General features: G+C 60.3%; 12 protein-coding genes. 2 read left to right on the top strand and 10 right to left on the bottom strand.

Annotation, left to right across the window (positions count from 1 at the left end; genetic code table 11):
• Positions 1–102: 102 nt before the first annotated feature.
• The 8 genes from ACSQ3F_RS16430 to ACSQ3F_RS16395 form a co-directional block, all read right to left on the bottom strand.
• A complete protein-coding gene (locus ACSQ3F_RS16430) occupies positions 103–1,968 on the bottom strand; it encodes a PAS domain-containing sensor histidine kinase (RefSeq protein ID WP_436101203.1) in 1,866 nt (621 codons plus the stop codon).
• A gap of 122 nt (positions 1,969–2,090) precedes the next feature.
• Positions 2,091–2,483, bottom strand: coding sequence for a Fe-S cluster assembly scaffold SufA (gene sufA / locus ACSQ3F_RS16425; protein WP_436101202.1), 393 nt, complete (start codon positions 2,481–2,483; stop codon positions 2,091–2,093).
• A 96-nt stretch (positions 2,484–2,579) separates the two neighbouring features.
• On the bottom strand, positions 2,580–2,960 hold the full coding sequence (locus ACSQ3F_RS16420; RefSeq protein WP_436087304.1) for an SUF system Fe-S cluster assembly protein: 381 nt from the start codon (positions 2,958–2,960) through the stop codon (positions 2,580–2,582).
• An 11-nt stretch (positions 2,961–2,971) separates the two neighbouring features.
• Entirely contained in the window at positions 2,972–4,213 is a 1,242-nt protein-coding gene (locus tag ACSQ3F_RS16415) for a cysteine desulfurase (RefSeq protein ID WP_436101201.1), read from the bottom strand.
• A 13-nt stretch (positions 4,214–4,226) separates the two neighbouring features.
• Entirely contained in the window at positions 4,227–5,501 is a 1,275-nt protein-coding gene (gene sufD, locus ACSQ3F_RS16410) for a Fe-S cluster assembly protein SufD (protein ID WP_436101200.1), read from the bottom strand.
• A 12-nt stretch (positions 5,502–5,513) separates the two neighbouring features.
• Positions 5,514–6,269 (bottom strand): Fe-S cluster assembly ATPase SufC, encoded by a 756-nt coding sequence (gene sufC / locus ACSQ3F_RS16405; RefSeq protein WP_436101199.1) that lies wholly within the window; start codon positions 6,267–6,269, stop codon positions 5,514–5,516.
• Between the two features lie 75 nt (positions 6,270–6,344).
• Entirely contained in the window at positions 6,345–7,814 is a 1,470-nt protein-coding gene (sufB, locus tag ACSQ3F_RS16400; protein WP_436101198.1) for a Fe-S cluster assembly protein SufB, read from the bottom strand.
• A 141-nt stretch (positions 7,815–7,955) separates the two neighbouring features.
• Positions 7,956–9,122 (bottom strand): cysteine desulfurase family protein, encoded by a 1,167-nt coding sequence (locus ACSQ3F_RS16395; RefSeq protein WP_436101197.1) that lies wholly within the window; start codon positions 9,120–9,122, stop codon positions 7,956–7,958.
• 227 nt (positions 9,123–9,349) lie between these two features.
• Between ACSQ3F_RS16395 and ACSQ3F_RS16390 the strand changes: the two genes are divergently transcribed.
• A complete protein-coding gene (locus tag ACSQ3F_RS16390) occupies positions 9,350–10,027 on the top strand; it encodes an alpha/beta hydrolase (protein ID WP_037130387.1) in 678 nt (225 codons plus the stop codon).
• A 101-nt stretch (positions 10,028–10,128) separates the two neighbouring features.
• Here ACSQ3F_RS16390 and ACSQ3F_RS16385 read toward each other — a convergent pair whose 3' ends face one another.
• Positions 10,129–11,274 (bottom strand): anhydro-N-acetylmuramic acid kinase, encoded by a 1,146-nt coding sequence (locus ACSQ3F_RS16385; RefSeq protein WP_436101196.1) that lies wholly within the window; start codon positions 11,272–11,274, stop codon positions 10,129–10,131.
• Between the two features lie 140 nt (positions 11,275–11,414).
• Between ACSQ3F_RS16385 and tyrS the strand changes: the two genes are divergently transcribed.
• Complete coding sequence (gene tyrS / locus ACSQ3F_RS16380; RefSeq protein ID WP_436101195.1) at positions 11,415–12,668, top strand: tyrosine--tRNA ligase; 1,254 nt, start codon at positions 11,415–11,417, stop codon at positions 12,666–12,668.
• 52 nt (positions 12,669–12,720) lie between these two features.
• Here tyrS and ACSQ3F_RS16375 read toward each other — a convergent pair whose 3' ends face one another.
• Positions 12,721–16,113 (bottom strand): YhdP family protein, encoded by a 3,393-nt coding sequence (locus ACSQ3F_RS16375; protein ID WP_436101194.1) that lies wholly within the window; start codon positions 16,111–16,113, stop codon positions 12,721–12,723.
• Between the last annotated feature and the right edge of the window lie 25 nt (positions 16,114–16,138).

The raw sequence follows: 16,138 nt of genomic DNA, 5'->3' as shown, positions 1-16,138 counted from the left end.
TATTGACCACAGCGATCGCTGTGTGTGGGGGGGGCCCGACCCAGAAACGCGCTTCGGCAAATGTCCTGTCACCGCTGACTGTTCGCCTTGTCTTTGGAAAGATTACATCATGTCCGGCAGGATCAGGACAAAGCGTGCACCCTGCGTGAAAGACGTGTCGAGCTCGATGGAGCCATTGTGGCTTTCGGCGACTCGTTTTGCCAATGCCAGTCCGATGCCCGTGCCCGGATAGACCGATTCATCCCTGTGAAGACGTTGCAAGACATCGAATATCTTCTTCGCAAACCTTGGGTCGACACCGATGCCATTGTCCTGGAAATAGATCCGGACCCAATCGTCATCCTTTTCGCAATAGATCCTGATGACCGGCTTGGCCCCCTCGCGCCGATACTTGACGGCATTGCCGATCAGGTTCTGGCAAAGACGCTTGAGCAGTTCTGGATCGCCCTTCACTTGCGGCAGAACATCGAATTCGAACCTCGCGCCCGCCTCGCGAATGAACGTGCCAAGATTGAGGATGGCGTCGGAAACAACGTCGACCATGGAAACCGTCTGCCAGTTAGCGATCTGGTCGGCGATCTGGGCATAGTCGAGGAGGCTGTCGATCAGTTGTCCCATCCGCTGGGCGCTCTGGCGAAGGTGACGGGCATAGACCGGAAGTTCTTCGAGATTGCCGCTCGTAACATCATCGCTGATCATGTCCGAAAACATCGATATGTGGCGTAGCGGCGCCTTCAAGTCGTGTGAAACCGTGCCGGTGAATTGGTTGAGGGCCTCGTTCTTGCGCTTCAGTTCGGTGCTTTGCTGGGCGATCCGCACCTGCTGTCGCTTCAACTCGGTTATGTCGCGCCCGACGGTGATGTATTCGACAAGATTCTCGCCGTCGAAGACCGCCATGTTTGACCAGAAGATCCAGAAATCACTGCCATCGGCCAATTGCTGACGCTGTTCGCGCGCGAAGATCGGTTCCTCCGGCGACAGGTTCTTCAGAAGGCGAGTGAGGCGCTCGCGGTCGCGTTCCGGAACAAAATCCAGAAAGGGCTTTCCGGCAAGCTCGTCGGCGGGCTGGCCAACGAGCTCGGCATAGGTCCTGTTGACGAAAGTACATCTCATATCCGGGGAAATCCGGCAGATGAAATCCGGTATGTTCTGGACGAGCGTGTAGTAGTCCAGCCGCTGCCGGTCGAGCGCGAGTTCCGCCTCCTTCAATGCCGTGACATCGATACGCAGAACGACCGTATTGCCGTCGCCTGCCTTCAGGTTTTCGGCCTGCAGCCAGCGCCCGTTGCCGTATGGAAAGACCTGCGCCTTGCCGCACGGGTGGCGAAAATCCTGCATCCGGCTCTCAATCCATGCCGCAGCATGCGGCGAGCCGATGGGTACGAACGGATAGTTGCCGGCCTCATACACGGCAACAAGGACCTCCTCCGCGGTCATGCCTGCCTGAAGACCCTGGCCGGCCGCGCCCAGAATACGGCGATAGGCTTCATTGAAGGCGATGAGTTTTTCGTGTCTGTCGAAAATGGCAACCCCTTCCGGGATCGCCTGGAGAGCAGCATGGAGCATGCCGGCGGTCTTCTTTCGCTCCCTGTCAAGCTCGAGAATATCCGAAATGTCATGCACGACACCGATGAAGCCCTGCGGCGTGCCGTCCTCTCCGGTGACCCGGGTAACACGAAGACGGGCGGAAAACACCGATCCGTCCTTGCGGCGGTACTGATAGACGCCGTCGGAAACATCCTCCCCGGCTCGTTCGCGTGCATCCCGGCTGAGACATGCGTCGTAGTCCTCATCGGAAGCATAAAGTATCCGCACCGGACGTTTGGCGATTTCGTCCGGTGCATAACCGAATTGCTTCGTGATCGCGGGATTGGCGGAAAGGATGATCCGGTCGGAATCGACGATGACAACAGGATCGGGAAAGCTGCCGTAGAGGGCCAGGACGAAATGTTTCTGCGCAATCGGCATCGCGTTACTCGATCCATGCCTGGCCGCGTTTATCAGCAGTGCATAAGAACAGAAAAAGAGACTGGCGGAAACCAGTCTCTTTTCGGAATTTTACGCAAATGGGGTTGGCTCGGGCGAAACGCTTAGCCGGCTCGCACCACCGCGTCGCCCTTGGCCGCGAGTGCTGCAAGGTCGGCCGGTTTGAGCTCGACCGATTCGCCGCAGCCGCAGGCCGAGGTCTGGTTGGGATTATTGAATGTGAAGCCTGAGCGAAGCGCCGTGACCTCGAAATCCATCCGGGTGCCGAGGAGGTAAAGGACGGCTTCCGGCGCGACCCAGACCTTGGCCCCCTGATGTTCGACGAGATCGTCCTTGGGGTTGGCAGCGGTCACCAGATCGATGGCATATTCCATGCCGGCGCAACCGCCTTTCTTGATCGAGACGCGAATACCCTGCGCATCGCCGCCCGCATTCTCAATGATCGCCTTGACACGGCCAGCCGCCGCATCGCTCAAACTCATGACTGCAAAGCCCATCGGCCATTCTCCTTGGCGCAACCAGGTTCAAGGCCTGATGCTTTCTAGTCCAGAATGTAATGCGCGGCGGTTAAGGGATCAATACACCTGCGTCGATCAGTACCAGCCGACAGCGACCTGTGCCTCTTCCGACATCCGGTCCGGCGTCCACGGCGGGTCGAAGGTCATCGACACCTCGACGCCGGAGACGCCTTCGACGGCACCGACGGCGTTTTCGACCCAGCCCGGCATTTCGCCGGCCACCGGGCAGCCGGGTGCGGTCAGCGTCATGGCGATCTTGACCATCCGGTCGTCTTCGATATCGATCTTGTAGATCAGCCCGAGCTCGAAGATGTCGGCCGGAATTTCCGGGTCGTAGACCGTCTTCAAGGCGGAGATGATGTCGTCGCTCAAACGCGCCAGCTCATCCGCGGGAATTGCCGAATGAACGATCCCTTCGCGGACGTCGATCTTGTCTTCGGTCGTATCAAGGCTCATCAGACTATTCCTTACGCAAAGAACTTGCGGGCATGATCCAGCGCATCGACAAGCGCATCCACTTCGGCGCGCGTATTGTAGAGACCGAAGGATGCGCGGCATGTGGAGGTGACGCCGAAGCGCTTCAAGAGCGGCTGGGCGCAATGCGTGCCGGCCCGGACTGCCACGCCCGCCCGGTCGATCACCATCGACACGTCATGCGAGTGGATCCCTTCGAGCTCGAAGGCGAAGATACCACCCTTTCCGGGCGCCGTCCCGAAGATGCGCAACGAATTGACGGAGGACAGGCGCTCGAGCGCGTAGGCCGCCAGATCGGCCTCGTGGGCAGCAATCGCCGAACGGCCGATCTTTTCCATATAGTCCAGCGCATAGCCGAGGCCGATCGCCTGGACGATCGGCGGCGTGCCCGCTTCGAAACGGTGTGGCGGATCGTTATAAGTGACGTTATCTTCGGTGACCTCGACGATCATTTCGCCGCCGCCCATGAAGGGACGCATTTCCTTGAGCCGCTCCGTCTTGCCGTAGAGCACGCCGATGCCCGAGGGGCCGTAGAGCTTGTGGCCGGTCATGACGTACCAGTCGCAATCGATATCCTGGACATCGACCGGCATGTGGACCGCGCCTTGACTGCCGTCGATCAGCACCGGAATGCCGCGCTCATGCGCGATACGGCAGATCTCCTTGACCGGGACGACCGTGCCCAGCGCATTCGACATATGCGTGATCGCCACCAGCTTGGTGCGATCGCTCAGGCATTTGACGAAGTCATCGATGTGAAATACGCCCTGGTCGTCGACCGGCGCCCAGACCAGCTTGGCGCCTTGCCGCTCACGGATGAAATGCCACGGCACGATATTGGAGTGATGTTCCATGATCGACACGACGATCTCATCGCCCTCGCCGATCTTCGGCATGCCGTAGCCATAGGCAACCGCATTGATCGCCTCCGTCGAGGACTTGGTGAAGATGATATTGTCGACAGACGGCGCATTCAGGAAGCGGCGCACCTTTTCGCGCGCGCCCTCATAGGCATCCGTCGCGGCATTCGACAGGAAATGCAGGCCGCGATGGACATTGGCATATTCATTGGCATAGGCATGGGCAACGGCATCGATGACCACCTGCGGCTTCTGCGCCGAGGCGCCATTGTCGAGATAGACGAGCGGCTTGCCGTAGACGGTCCGCGACAGGATCGGAAAATCCCTGCGGATCGCCTCGACGTCATAGGCAGGCACCGGCACCGTGTGTTCCATGTCAATTATCCAATCAGGCGTGCTTCTCGAGCCAGGCTGCGATGATCGCTTCCAACGGCTCGATCACCGCTTCGACTTCCAACTCCTCGACGATCTCGTCGACGAAGGCATTGACCAGCATGGCGCGCGCCTTGTTTTCCGGAATGCCGCGGGCACGCAGGTAAAAAAGCTGCGTCGCGTTGATATCGATCACGGTTGCGCCGTGGCCGCACTGGACGTCATCGGCGAAGATTTCCAGCTCCGGCTTTGCCGAAAAATCGGCGTCGTCGGAGAGGAGCAGCGTATTGCACGCCATCTTCGCATCCGTCTTCTGCGCGTCGGGGGCGACCCGGATCTGGCCCTGGAACACACCCTTGGCACGGTCGAACAAGACGTTGCGGATGACTTGCGTCGATGTCGTGTTCGGCACGTCGTGACCGAGCGTGAAGGTGACATCGGTGTGCGTTTCGCCGCCGAGCAGGTTGATGCCCCGCATTTTGAAATCGGAGCCCTCGCCCGTGGTGACGCCATGAACTTCCTGACGCACCAGCTTGCCACCGGCATTGATGACGAACAGCCTGAACTTTGCGTTCGCGCCGAGATCGAAATTGACCTGGGCGAGATGGCTATCGGCTTCGCCCTGCTGCTGCAAGATGACCCAGGTGATCTCGGCACCATCGTCGACGATCAGGTCGCAAACCGTCGTCACGAGGCTCGGCGCGTCGCTGACAGAGAGATGGCGCTCGATGACCATCGCCTTTGTATTGGCGCCAAACGTCACCGGGAACCGGGTGTGGCTCTGGCCGGCGCTCTGCACCAGCTGAAGTTCCAGCGGCTGTTCGAGCTCGGTGCCTTCCTGAACCTCGATCTCGAAACCGTCGCGCACGAAGCTACCGTTGATGCGGCCAATCGCGTCGTCGGCGTCGCGCTCAACGAGGTCGGCTGCGGCAACGCCGTCAACGAGGCTTTCGGCATAGGAGCGGACGTTGACACCGGCCGGCGCGCCTTTCGTATCGGCCATGCCGTTCAGAACGGAGAGCACGGAAGAGCCGGCAACCAGCGGGTCTACCCGCTGTGCGAAGGCAGTCGGATCAGCAGCCGGAACACTCCTGAGAAGCGCGCGCAGGTCGGTATAGTGCCAGGATTCAACGCGACGCGTCGGCAGCCCCTGTTTCCTCAGATCGGCAAGCAGCGTGTCGCGCGCCGAAAGCACGGCGCCTTCGCCGGGCAGTTCGCCGATCTCAGCGGCATAGGCATCGACAAGGGCCGTCTCGGCGGCCGTCATCATTATCCCGGTTTGCATGTTCATCGCTTGCACTCCTCAGGCCGCCGCGTCGATGATGTCGGCATAGCCGTTGGCTTCGAGATCAAGCGCCAGCGACTTGTCGCCGGACTTGATGATCTGGCCCTTGTAGAGAACGTGGACGCTATCCGGCACGATATATTCGAGCAGACGCTGGTAGTGAGTGATGACGATGACGGCGCGGTCCGGGGACCGCAGCGCGTTGACGCCGTCGGCAACGATCTTCAGCGCGTCGATATCGAGGCCGCTGTCGGTCTCGTCGAGCACGCAGAGCTTCGGCTCAAGCAGCGCCATCTGCAGGATCTCGGCGCGCTTCTTTTCGCCGCCGGAGAAACCGACGTTCAGCGGCCGCTTCAGCATGTCCGGGTCGATCTGCAGCCTGGCAGCGGCTTCCTTGACGCGGCGGATGAAGTCCGGCGTCGTCAGTTCGTCTTCGCCGCGGAATTTCCGCTGCTCGTTCATTGCCACCTTGAGGAACTGCATGGTCGCAACGCCCGGAATCTCGACCGGATACTGGAAGGCCAAAAAGATGCCCTTGGCGGCGCGCTCGGACGGGTCGAGCTCGAGAATGCTCTCGCCATTGTAAAGGATGTCACCCTCGGTCACTTCATAGTCTTCGCGGCCCGACAGGATGTAGGACAGCGTCGACTTGCCAGAGCCGTTCGGCCCCATGACGGCGGCGATTTCGCCGGCCTTTACCGTAAGGCTCAGACCACGGATGATCTCGGTGCCGTCTTCGGCGATGCGGGCATGCAGGTTCTTGATTTCAAGCATTTCGATCTTCCCTTTGGGAAAAGAATAAACATCGTGCGCAGCGTTCTGCGCATCAGGTTCAATTTGTGAAGCCGCTTAGCCGACCGAGCCTTCCAGCGAGATCCCGATCAGCTTCTGCGCTTCGATCGCAAATTCCATCGGCAGCTCCTGGATGACTTCCTTGACGAAGCCGTTGACGATCAGCGCGATCGCCGCTTCTTCCGGAATGCCGCGCTGCAGGCAGTAGAACAGCTGGTCTTCAGAGATCTTCGATGTCGTCGCTTCATGCTCGAACTGGGCCGAGGAATTGCGCGCCTCGATGTAGGGCACCGTGTGTGCACCGCACTTGTCACCGATCAGAAGCGAGTCGCACTGCGTGAAGTTGCGGGCATTCTCCGCCTTGCGGTGGGTCGAGACCTGGCCGCGATAGGTGTTCTGCGACACGCCGGCGGCAATGCCCTTGGAGATGATGCGGCTCGACGTGTTCTTGCCGAGATGGATCATCTTCGTACCCGAATCGATCTGCTGGTGACCGTTCGAAACGGCGATCGAATAGAATTCGCCGCGTGAATTGTCGCCGCGCAGGATGCAGGATGGGTACTTCCAGGTGATGGCGGAGCCGGTTTCAACCTGTGTCCACGAGATCTTCGAGTTCTTGCCGCGGCAATCGCCACGCTTGGTCACGAAGTTGTAGATGCCGCCCTTGCCGTTCTTGTCGCCCGGATACCAGTTCTGGACAGTGGAATACTTGATCTCGGCATCATCCAGCGCGACCAGTTCGACCACGGCTGCGTGCAGCTGGTTTTCGTCGCGCTGCGGCGCGGTGCAGCCTTCGAGGTAGGAGACATAGGCGCCTTCTTCCGCGATGATCAGGGTGCGCTCGAACTGACCGGTGTTCTTCTCGTTGATGCGGAAATAAGTCGACAGTTCCATCGGGCAGCGAACGCCCTTCGGTACGAAGACGAAAGAACCGTCCGTGAAGACGGCCGAATTCAGCGTCGCATAGTAGTTGTCGGTGGTCGGGACAACGGTACCGAGATATTTCTTCACGAGATCGGGATGCTCGCGGATGGCCTCGGAAATCGACATGAAGATCACGCCGGACTTCTTCAGCTCTTCCTTGAAGGTGGTAACGACCGAAACGGAATCGAACACCGCATCGACGGCGATCTTCGAGGTCTTCACGCCAGCGAGCATTTCCTGTTCGCGCAGCGGAATACCGAGCTTTTCATAGACCTTCAAGATTTCCGGATCGACTTCATCAATCGACTTCGGGCCGCTCTGGCCTTTCGGCGCGGCATAATAGTAGATGTCGTTGAAGTCGATCTTCGGATAGTTGACGCGCGCCCAGGTCGGCGCCTCCAGCGTCAACCAGCGCTGATAGGCACCGAGACGCCACTCGAGCATCCACTCCGGTTCCTGCTTCTTCGCCGAAATGAAACGGATGATCTCTTCGGACAGGCCCTTGGGCGCCTTGTCCACCTCGATCTTCGTTTCAAACCCATATTTGTACTGGTCCACATCAATCAGGGCGACCTGATCGATTGTTTCCTGCACGGCAGCCATGTCGTTCTCCAATCTTGCCGGATACAAGGTCCGGCAGCTTGTCAGTACGATGCAATTTTCGTCGCACCGCTTATGTAATGGCTAAGGGGCGATTTTCACCCCGTTTGCCAAGCGGAAAATTGAATTTCCGCAATTTTGTCGTCAGGCCGCAGCACCCGAAAGCCTGCGCCGCGCTGCGACTTTTGCAAAGACCTCTGCACACCGCTCAATTTCGGCCTGCGTCGTAGAGGACCCGATCGAAATCCGCAATGCGCCCTGCCCCGGATCATGCCCCATGGCCGACAGAACATAGCTCTGGCCGACCTTGCCGGACGAGCAGGCCGATCCCGCCGACAAGGCAACGCCTTCCAGATCGAAGGCGATCTGGCCTGTCTCCGCCTTCAGCCCGGGCAAGGTGAAAAACGTTGTGTTGGCCAGCCGCGGCCCGCCTTTGCCATGGATGATGACATCGGGTGCTGCGGCGATCATGGCGTCCTCAAGATCACGACGCAACGCCGCAACGGCCGTCATTCGCATCTCCAGCCCGTCGGCGGCGATACGAGCCGCGGCCGCAAACCCGGCGATCGCCGCAGGATTTTCCGTGCCTGAGCGATGGCCTTTCTCCTGGCCGCCGCCGCGGATCAGCGCTGCCGGCATCAGGATTTCGCCGCATGCGATCAGAGCGCCGGCACCCTTCGGACCGCCGATCTTGTGCGACGAGACGATCAGGAAGTCAGCGCCGAGTTCCTCAATCGACAACGGAATGCGGCCCGCGGCCTGCACTGCATCGACAACCAGAATACCGCCGGCCGCCTTGACGAGGCGAGAAACCTCGGCGATCGGCTGAACGATGCCGGTTTCGTTGTTGGCGAGCATGACGGCGACCATTGGCAGGCCGGTTTGGCGGTCATGCGCCGCAAGCGCCGCCTCGAGCGCTGCCAGATCCACCGTGCCGCCGGGCGTCACCGCGATTTCGCCGATCTCGTGTCTGTCGAAACGGCCGCCCTCGCGAATGGCGGGATGCTCGATGGCCGAAATATAGAGATGGCCGATCTTCAGCGGCATCTTGCCCATGCGAAAATCGGGCGTCAGCACCCAGTTGGCCGCTTCGGTCGCGCCGCTGGTGAACGTCACGCCAGACGGCTGCGCGCCACACAATGCGGCAACATCGCGCCGGGCATTCTCGATCAGCGCGCGGATCTTGCGACCTTCGCCATGGACGGACGACGGGTTGCCGGCAAGGTCGAGCGCAGACAGGCACGCCTCGCGCGCTGCCGGCAAAAGCAGCGCTGTGGCATTCCAGTCCATATAAATGCGCGCTTCTCTCATCTTCCCTTGCCAAAGAATGACCGGTTGCCATGTTAAAGGCAGCGGCCGGTGCATTTTCCTTGAAATTTTCGCGTCGCTTGCCGTAAGAGACGACACTCGCCACGGAAAGACCGTGTCAAAGTTTTGAATGGTTCTAAACTACGTTTTAGAAAAGCTGACTGCTTTCGTCAAGACTGCTGAAGCCCCGGAACGCGTTTTTTAGTGCCATAAACATGCCCGGAGAGCCAATGCCCGAAATCATCTTCAACGGACCTGCCGGTCGCCTCGAAGGCCGTTACCAGCCGTCCAAGCAGAAGAACGCTCCGATCGCCATCGTCCTGCACCCGCACCCGCAATTCGGCGGCACGATGAACAACCAGATCGTCTACCAGCTGTTCTACATGTTCCAGAAGCGCGGCTTCACAACGCTCCGCTTCAACTTCCGCTCAATCGGCCGCAGCCAGGGCGAATTCGACCATGGCGCCGGTGAGCTGTCAGACGCTGCCTCGGCACTTGACTGGGTGCAGAGCATGCACCCGGATTCGAAGAGCTGTTGGGTCGCCGGCTATTCCTTCGGCGCCTGGATCGGCATGCAGCTTCTGATGCGCCGCCCGGAAATCGAAGGCTTCATGTCGATCGCGCCGCAGCCGAACACCTACGACTTCTCGTTCCTGGCGCCCTGCCCGTCTTCCGGGCTGATCATCAATGGCGATCTCGACAAGGTGGCGCCGGAAAAGGACGTCAACAACCTGGTCGACAAGCTGAAGGCGCAGAAGGGCATTCTCATCACCCACAAGACCGTGCCGGGTGCGAACCACTTCTTCAACGGCCAGGTCGACACGCTGATGGCCGAATGCGAGGACTATCTCGACCGGCGTCTGAACGGCGAGCTGACGCCGGAGCCGGCGGCCAAGCGCATCCGCTGAACATGAAATGGCCGGGCATTTCCCGGCCTTTTCATTTCCTGATGGTCCTCAAGCCTGGGCCTGCCAGTGTTCGAGGCTACCCGTTTCCGGCAAAGGAAATATTAATCGGCGCGGGAAAGCCGTGATTCATCGGGCATGCGGAGGATGCCGCCAGTGATCGGAGCGGTCACGCCAGTCGTCCCCGGGAATGTCAGCGGCAACCCCCTTAACGAACGAACTGCTAGATAGGCCCAGGCTTCGGCTTCCATCGCATCTCCGTCGAGACCCGCTTCCTCCGCGGTAATGACGGCTGCGTTTTGCGCCTGCGCCAAATCTCCGAGATCCCGCATGATGACGCGGTTCAGCCGCCCGCCACCGCAGACGACATAGCGCGCCGGAGGCTCGGGAAGATGTTTTGCCGATTTGAGAATGGCGGCAGCCGTGACATAGGCAAGCGTGCGCGCACCGTCCGCCAGATCGGCCTCACCGATCTCCGGCGGCAGGAAGTCGTTGCGATCCAGCGACCGCCGCTGATTGGAGGAAAAGAAGGGACTGCCGAGATAGCGGTCAGCCATGGTCGGTAAGACCTGTCCGGTGCTGGCGATTTCCCCTCCCTGATCGAACGCCGCGCCTGTATGCATCTCCACCCACTGGTCGATCAGCGTATTTCCCGGCCCGCTGTCATAGGCCGCGATCTCGCCGTTCCGGTCGACGAAGGTGAGATTGGAGATGCCGCCGATATTGACGAAAACCACCGGCAAGGGCTGACTTGCGCTTGCAGAGAGTGCGGCATGGTAGACGGGAATGAGCGGCGCGCCCTGCCCGCCGTGAACCATGTCGTTTGCGCGCATGTCACAGACGACCGGAATGCCAGTCATCTGCGCAAGGAGAGCGCCATCGCCAAGCTGCACGGTGAGCGCCTCATCCGGGCGATGGAGAACGGTCTGCCCGTGAAAGCCGATGACATCGATTTCGGCGGGCGACAGATCATGCCGATAAAGAAAATCACTTACGGCCACGGCATGCCGTAACGTGAGGTTTCGTTCAATCGCAGCGAGATCGCCCGGCCGCGCTGTCCTGTCGGTCAAATCCCGCGCGTCGACCAGCGCCTGCTTGAGCCGGTCGCGGAAAGCCGGTTCATAGGGGATGCCCATCGACGGCCCGCGTTCTATCACGTTTTCACCGTCGGTCCGCAGGAGAGCGATATCGATGCCATCCATGCTCGTGCCGCTCATCAGGCCGATGGCCGTTCTTATGATCTTCGTCATCGGCGCTCCGAACTTACAGGCATCGGTCCCGTCGCAAACATTCCCGACGCAAACAGGTGCACTTTTCGAGAAACAGTGCTAAACGCCGCGCAAATATCCAACAAGCGTTAATCCAAACAGCCCACCGAAAGAGACAGGTCATGTCCGAGTTCAAGTCCGATTTCCTTCACACTCTCCAAGAACGCGGTTTCATCCACCAGACGTCCGACGACGCCGGGCTCGATGCGTTGTTCAACAAGGAAATCGTGACGGCCTATATCGGCTTCGACCCGACGGCTCCGAGCCTCCATGCTGGCGGGCTTATCCAGATCATGATGCTGCACTGGCTGCAGGCGACCGGCCACCGGCCGATCTCGCTGATGGGCGGCGGCACCGGCATGGTCGGTGACCCCTCCTTCAAGGACGAGGCACGCCAGTTGATGACGCCGGAAATGATCGCCTCGAACATAGCCAGCATCAAGTCGGTCTTCTCCAACTACCTGACCTACGGCGACGGGCCGAAGGGCGCCCTGATGATCAACAATGCCGACTGGCTGCTCGGCATCAACTATCTTGAGTTCCTGCGCGATGTCGGCCGTCATTTCTCGGTTAACCGCATGCTCGCCTTCGACAGCGTCAAGATGAGGCTCGACCGTGAGCAACCGCTCTCCTTCCTCGAATTCAACTACATGATCCTGCAGGCCTATGACTTCGTCGAGCTCTACAAGCGCACTGGCTGCCGCCTGCAGATGGGCGGTTCCGACCAGTGGGGCAACATCGTCAACGGCCTCGACCTCGGCCACCGCATGGGCACGCCGCAGCTTTACGCGCTGACCTCGCCGCTGCTTACCACCTCGTCGGGCGCCAAGATGGGCAAGTCCGTGAATGGCGCGATCTGGCTTAATCCGGATATGCTGTCGGCCTACGACTTCTGGCAATATTGGCGCAACACGGAAGATGCCGACGTTTCACGCTTCCTCAAGCTCTACACCACACTGCCGATGAGCGAGATCGCCCGTCTGTCGCAGCTTGGCGGCGCGGAAATCAACGAGGTCAAGAAGATCCTGGCAACTGAAATCACGGCGATGCTGCACGGCCGCGCTGCTGCAGAGGAAGCCGCAGAAACCGCGCGCAAGACCTTCGAGGAAGGCGCACTTGCGGAAAACCTGCCATCCATCGATGTGCCGGCGGCTGAGCTCGAGGCTGGCGTCGGCGTTCTTTCGCTGTTCGTCCGCGCCGGTCTGGCGGAATCCAACGGCAAGGTCCGGCAGTTTCTGAAAGACGGTGCGGTGCGCGTCAACGACAAGGTGATCAGCGACGACCGGCAGGTGATCGGCACAGCCGAGATAACCGCCGAGAACGTCATCAAGCTGTCGCTCGGCAAGAAGAAGCATATTCTCGTGCGGCCTGCCTGATCGGCGGCACCGTCGAGCAATGATTGAAACCGGCGGCAACCCCGCCGGTTTTTTATTGGAACTCGAAGATGCTGCGGAAAACGCCGGGCGCGATGATCGACAGCGGGTTGATCGTCAGGTTCGGCTTGGTGAACGGTCCTGTCAGCTTGAAGGTGATCCCGAGCAGGCCGCGGTCGCGGCCATTGCCGAGAAGCACGCCGATCAGCGGCAATTCGCCGAACAACCGATTCAGGCCATAGGCCGGCATGAACGTGCCGGTCATGTCCATATTGCCGTTCCTGTCGCGCACCGTTCCCTGGAAGGTTGCACCGATATCGATGCCACGCACGACCCCGCCGTCGACGGCTATCGTTCCATCGTCGAGCATCACATTTGCGAAACCACGTTCGAAACGGGCAGAACTGACGTCGATGTTCTTTTTCACCGCCTGGTTCAGGCTCCGGCCGTCGGCGCCGGTCGGCGTGGAAACGATGGACTGCAGCCTTGCCTCGTTGACAAGCGAGAACTTGCGGATATCGACATTTCCGCGCCAGGAACTGGCGCCCCTGTCGCGCAGTTTCACGTCCAGCAGGCCGCCGCGCATGTTGCTGTAGATGTTTGCGAACCGCGCCAGCGAGCCGGCATCGCCGCTGGTAAGCTCCAGAATATTGTCCGCGCCATTTTGTGTCAGTTTCGCAACCACCGCCTGACCGCTGTCAGTGACCGCTGAGAGATTGACGGCGTCAATCTGCTTGCCTCTTGCGACGTAACTCAGATTGAGGTTGGACAGGGTCTCGGAATGAAATCCGATCACCTGCTGCAGGTTCGCGTCCAGCGAGATTCGCGTGGAATTCGTCGTGTCCTTTCCGGAAGAACTGCGCATGCGCTCGATCACCGGTCGGATATCGGCGGCGCTGCCGTTGACGTTGACAGCAAAGCCACCCTTCTGGCGTTTGATGCTGACGGCATAATTGTCGCCCTGAGCCAGCCGCACCGACGAAAACTGGCCTGAGTTCAGCCCGGATTTGTCGATCACGAACTTGCCGCTGGCACCAAAACCGTTGCCGTTGAGCTTCAGGTCATCGATCTGCGTCACGCCGTCGGTGGTTGAAGCCGAAAACGTCGCCTTCGCCGCGATCCCCGGCCCCTTCGACCAGCCGATCCAGGGCAGGGAAATCGACGCGTTGCCAAAGTCAGCAGATACCGTGTGCTGATCCCTTTCATCAATCAGGATATCCAGCGACACGGGCCCGCTGATGATCTCCGCGAGGCCGGGGGCCAGCTTGGCAAGCATACCATCTTGGAGCGTCCCGGAAATCTCGCGCTTTCGCTTGACGGGACTGGCCGTCCCGACAGGTTCTATCAGGGAGATATCCATCGGCCCGCCATCGATGTCGGCCTTGGCCTGCAATACAGCCTGTTGCGGATCGATTCTGAGGGTGCCCTTGATGTTGGAGATCGCCCGCCCGGATATCGGCTTGTTGACGGTCACGCCATCGAGCAGCATCTGTGCCTGCCATAGCGGCTCCGGTGGGTTCTGTGCTCTCACAAGGCCAAACCGCGCCCCGACCTGCGCGGTCATTTCACCTGAAAAGTCCTCGGGCTTGAACGGCGTCCGCTGCAGGGCAAGAATAGGCCGGTAGGTGACGAGTTCTGCGATCGCATCCGCCTGCCCGCCCACATCCAGTTTCATTTCGGCGATCAGCGGCTTTGCATAGGTATTCGGGATGACGAAATTGCCGCCATTGAGCGTTACCGAGCGGCTGGATGGGAAATAGGCGGTTCCCCGATCGATCTGCACGTCAAGATGCTCGCCCTTCAGCGTGAACGCGCCAGCCGCATCGCGCAGCGGCGGGATGTCGCCAGCGATATTCACGCGGGCGTCTGTTATGTCGAAGCGGACGTTGAGTTCATCGCCGTTCAGATCGACCGGACCGACAGTGCGGGTAATGCGCCCCATCGGCAGGAAGATTTCAATCCTGCCGTCGGTGACGGTTCCACCAAAGATATTGTTGACCACCCAGCGGCGCGCGTTCTTTCCGACCCACCAGGGCCAGAGCTGCTTGACCGCCGCCGACTTCAGCTTATCCGTGACGAGGGCAAAGCTGACCTGCGGCGACATTTCGCCGAAGGTCATGGCAAGCGAGCCGGCAGCCGTGCCAAGCCTGCTCGACACCGCGAGTTCGTCGAAGACAAGCTCGTGGCTCTCCGACAGAAACCGGCCTTGCGCCTTGGCGTCGAAGATCAGCGGTGGTTCGGCGACGTCGACAGGCGCGGAACTGGCCGACTGCAACAGGAGATCCAGCGAAAATCCCTTTTTGCCGGCAGGCGTGGTGTGATCGAGGTCGGCGATGGCGCCGGTAAAGGGAAAGGCCGACCGGCCAACCCGCACGATAGACGGCAGAATTTCTATCCTGCCGCGGGAAAAGTCATAGGTGACGTTAAGCTCGGATTGTTTCAGCTCCGAGGTGAAGCCGCCGGCGTCAAATGCCCCGGCGCTTGTCCGGCCGCTCAGTTCAAGCGTCGGCGTCGCGCCATCGGCAGCGCGTGTCGCAGTGATGCTCAGGTTGGCGCCGCTCTTGATGCCGAAGGCCGGCTCCGTGGCGGTCTCATCCCGGTGCAGCAGCGCCGAGAGCGGCAGCCCACCAACCGCGCCAACAAGGCGCGCGACGCGATCGCCCTGCCGGCTGGCGCGCAGGTTCAGTGCGGCTGCTTCGCCAGCCACCGAGAAAACCCCGTCGATCTGCATGGAGCCGTCATTGCCGCGTTTGAAATCAACGGCATCCACGACCACGGGAACGACGCGCTTGCGTGGTCCCGCAAAAGACAATTGCAGGTCCGCGATCCTGACCGATTCGGTATTGCTGCGGCTGATCAGTTGCGAGATGCCGTCCATCTGGTTGAAAACGAACTCCAGTCCGCTGGCAACATCGGCAACGCGTATCGCCGTCAGATCGATCGGTTTTCCCTGCGGCAGCAAGGAGGGATCGAGCATCACTCCCTCTGCCTCCAGCCGCGACACGGCAATCCTCCCGCTCAACAGCGCAATCGGATTGAGTTCGATAAACACGGAATTGGTGGTCACCAGGTGCTTGCTGGAGGCATTTTCGACCAGCGCGACGTCCTGTGCCTTGAGGGCGAGACCGCCGTTCGACGTGACGCGCAGCACGGTGCTGCCGACCTCGGCATGATAGCCGTCACCGATCGCCGCGTTCAACGCCGTCTGCGCCCGCGCATTGAGCGGTCCGTCCAGCAGCCCGCCTTCAATCGTTGCCAACAGCACGGCGCCGAGAAGAAAGGCAATTGCGGTAATGACAGCGACCGTCGTGAACATCAGGTGTGCCACGCCACGCCTGTTCGGCGCATGCACGATGCACGGGTCATGCGCCTGCGCCGACGGCAGGGAATGCAGAGCGACAATGTCTTCCTTGCGAAACGATACCCTTTCGCCGCGGATTTCACTCATCAGTGCCGGCGGCCTCCCGGAATTG

Origin of the sequence: Pararhizobium sp. LjRoot238 (genome assembly GCF_964252955.1) — a bacterium.
Taxonomy (GTDB): domain Bacteria; phylum Pseudomonadota; class Alphaproteobacteria; order Rhizobiales; family Rhizobiaceae; genus Pararhizobium.
Note: the sequence above shows the minus strand (reverse complement) of the source record. Positions and strands in the feature narration are given on the sequence as shown.

Excerpts from the sequence above, each read along its gene's own strand:
- ACSQ3F_RS16430 (WP_436101203.1), bottom strand. The coding sequence starts at position 1,968 with ATGCCGATTGCGCAGAAACATTTCGTCCTGGCCCTCTACGGCAGCTTT.
- sufA (WP_436101202.1), bottom strand. The coding sequence starts at position 2,483 with ATGGGCTTTGCAGTCATGAGTTTGAGCGATGCGGCGGCTGGCCGTGTC.
- ACSQ3F_RS16420 (WP_436087304.1), bottom strand. The coding sequence starts at position 2,960 with ATGAGCCTTGATACGACCGAAGACAAGATCGACGTCCGCGAAGGGATC.
- ACSQ3F_RS16415 (WP_436101201.1), bottom strand. The coding sequence starts at position 4,213 with ATGGAACACACGGTGCCGGTGCCTGCCTATGACGTCGAGGCGATCCGC.
- sufD (WP_436101200.1), bottom strand. The coding sequence starts at position 5,501 with ATGAACATGCAAACCGGGATAATGATGACGGCCGCCGAGACGGCCCTT.
- sufC (WP_436101199.1), bottom strand. The coding sequence starts at position 6,269 with ATGCTTGAAATCAAGAACCTGCATGCCCGCATCGCCGAAGACGGCACC.
- sufB (WP_436101198.1), bottom strand. The coding sequence starts at position 7,814 with ATGGCTGCCGTGCAGGAAACAATCGATCAGGTCGCCCTGATTGATGTG.
- ACSQ3F_RS16395 (WP_436101197.1), bottom strand. The coding sequence starts at position 9,122 with ATGAGAGAAGCGCGCATTTATATGGACTGGAATGCCACAGCGCTGCTT.
- ACSQ3F_RS16390 (WP_037130387.1), top strand. The coding sequence starts at position 9,350 with ATGCCCGAAATCATCTTCAACGGACCTGCCGGTCGCCTCGAAGGCCGT.
- ACSQ3F_RS16385 (WP_436101196.1), bottom strand. The coding sequence starts at position 11,274 with ATGACGAAGATCATAAGAACGGCCATCGGCCTGATGAGCGGCACGAGC.
- tyrS (WP_436101195.1), top strand. The coding sequence starts at position 11,415 with ATGTCCGAGTTCAAGTCCGATTTCCTTCACACTCTCCAAGAACGCGGT.
- ACSQ3F_RS16375 (WP_436101194.1), bottom strand. The coding sequence starts at position 16,113 with ATGAGTGAAATCCGCGGCGAAAGGGTATCGTTTCGCAAGGAAGACATT.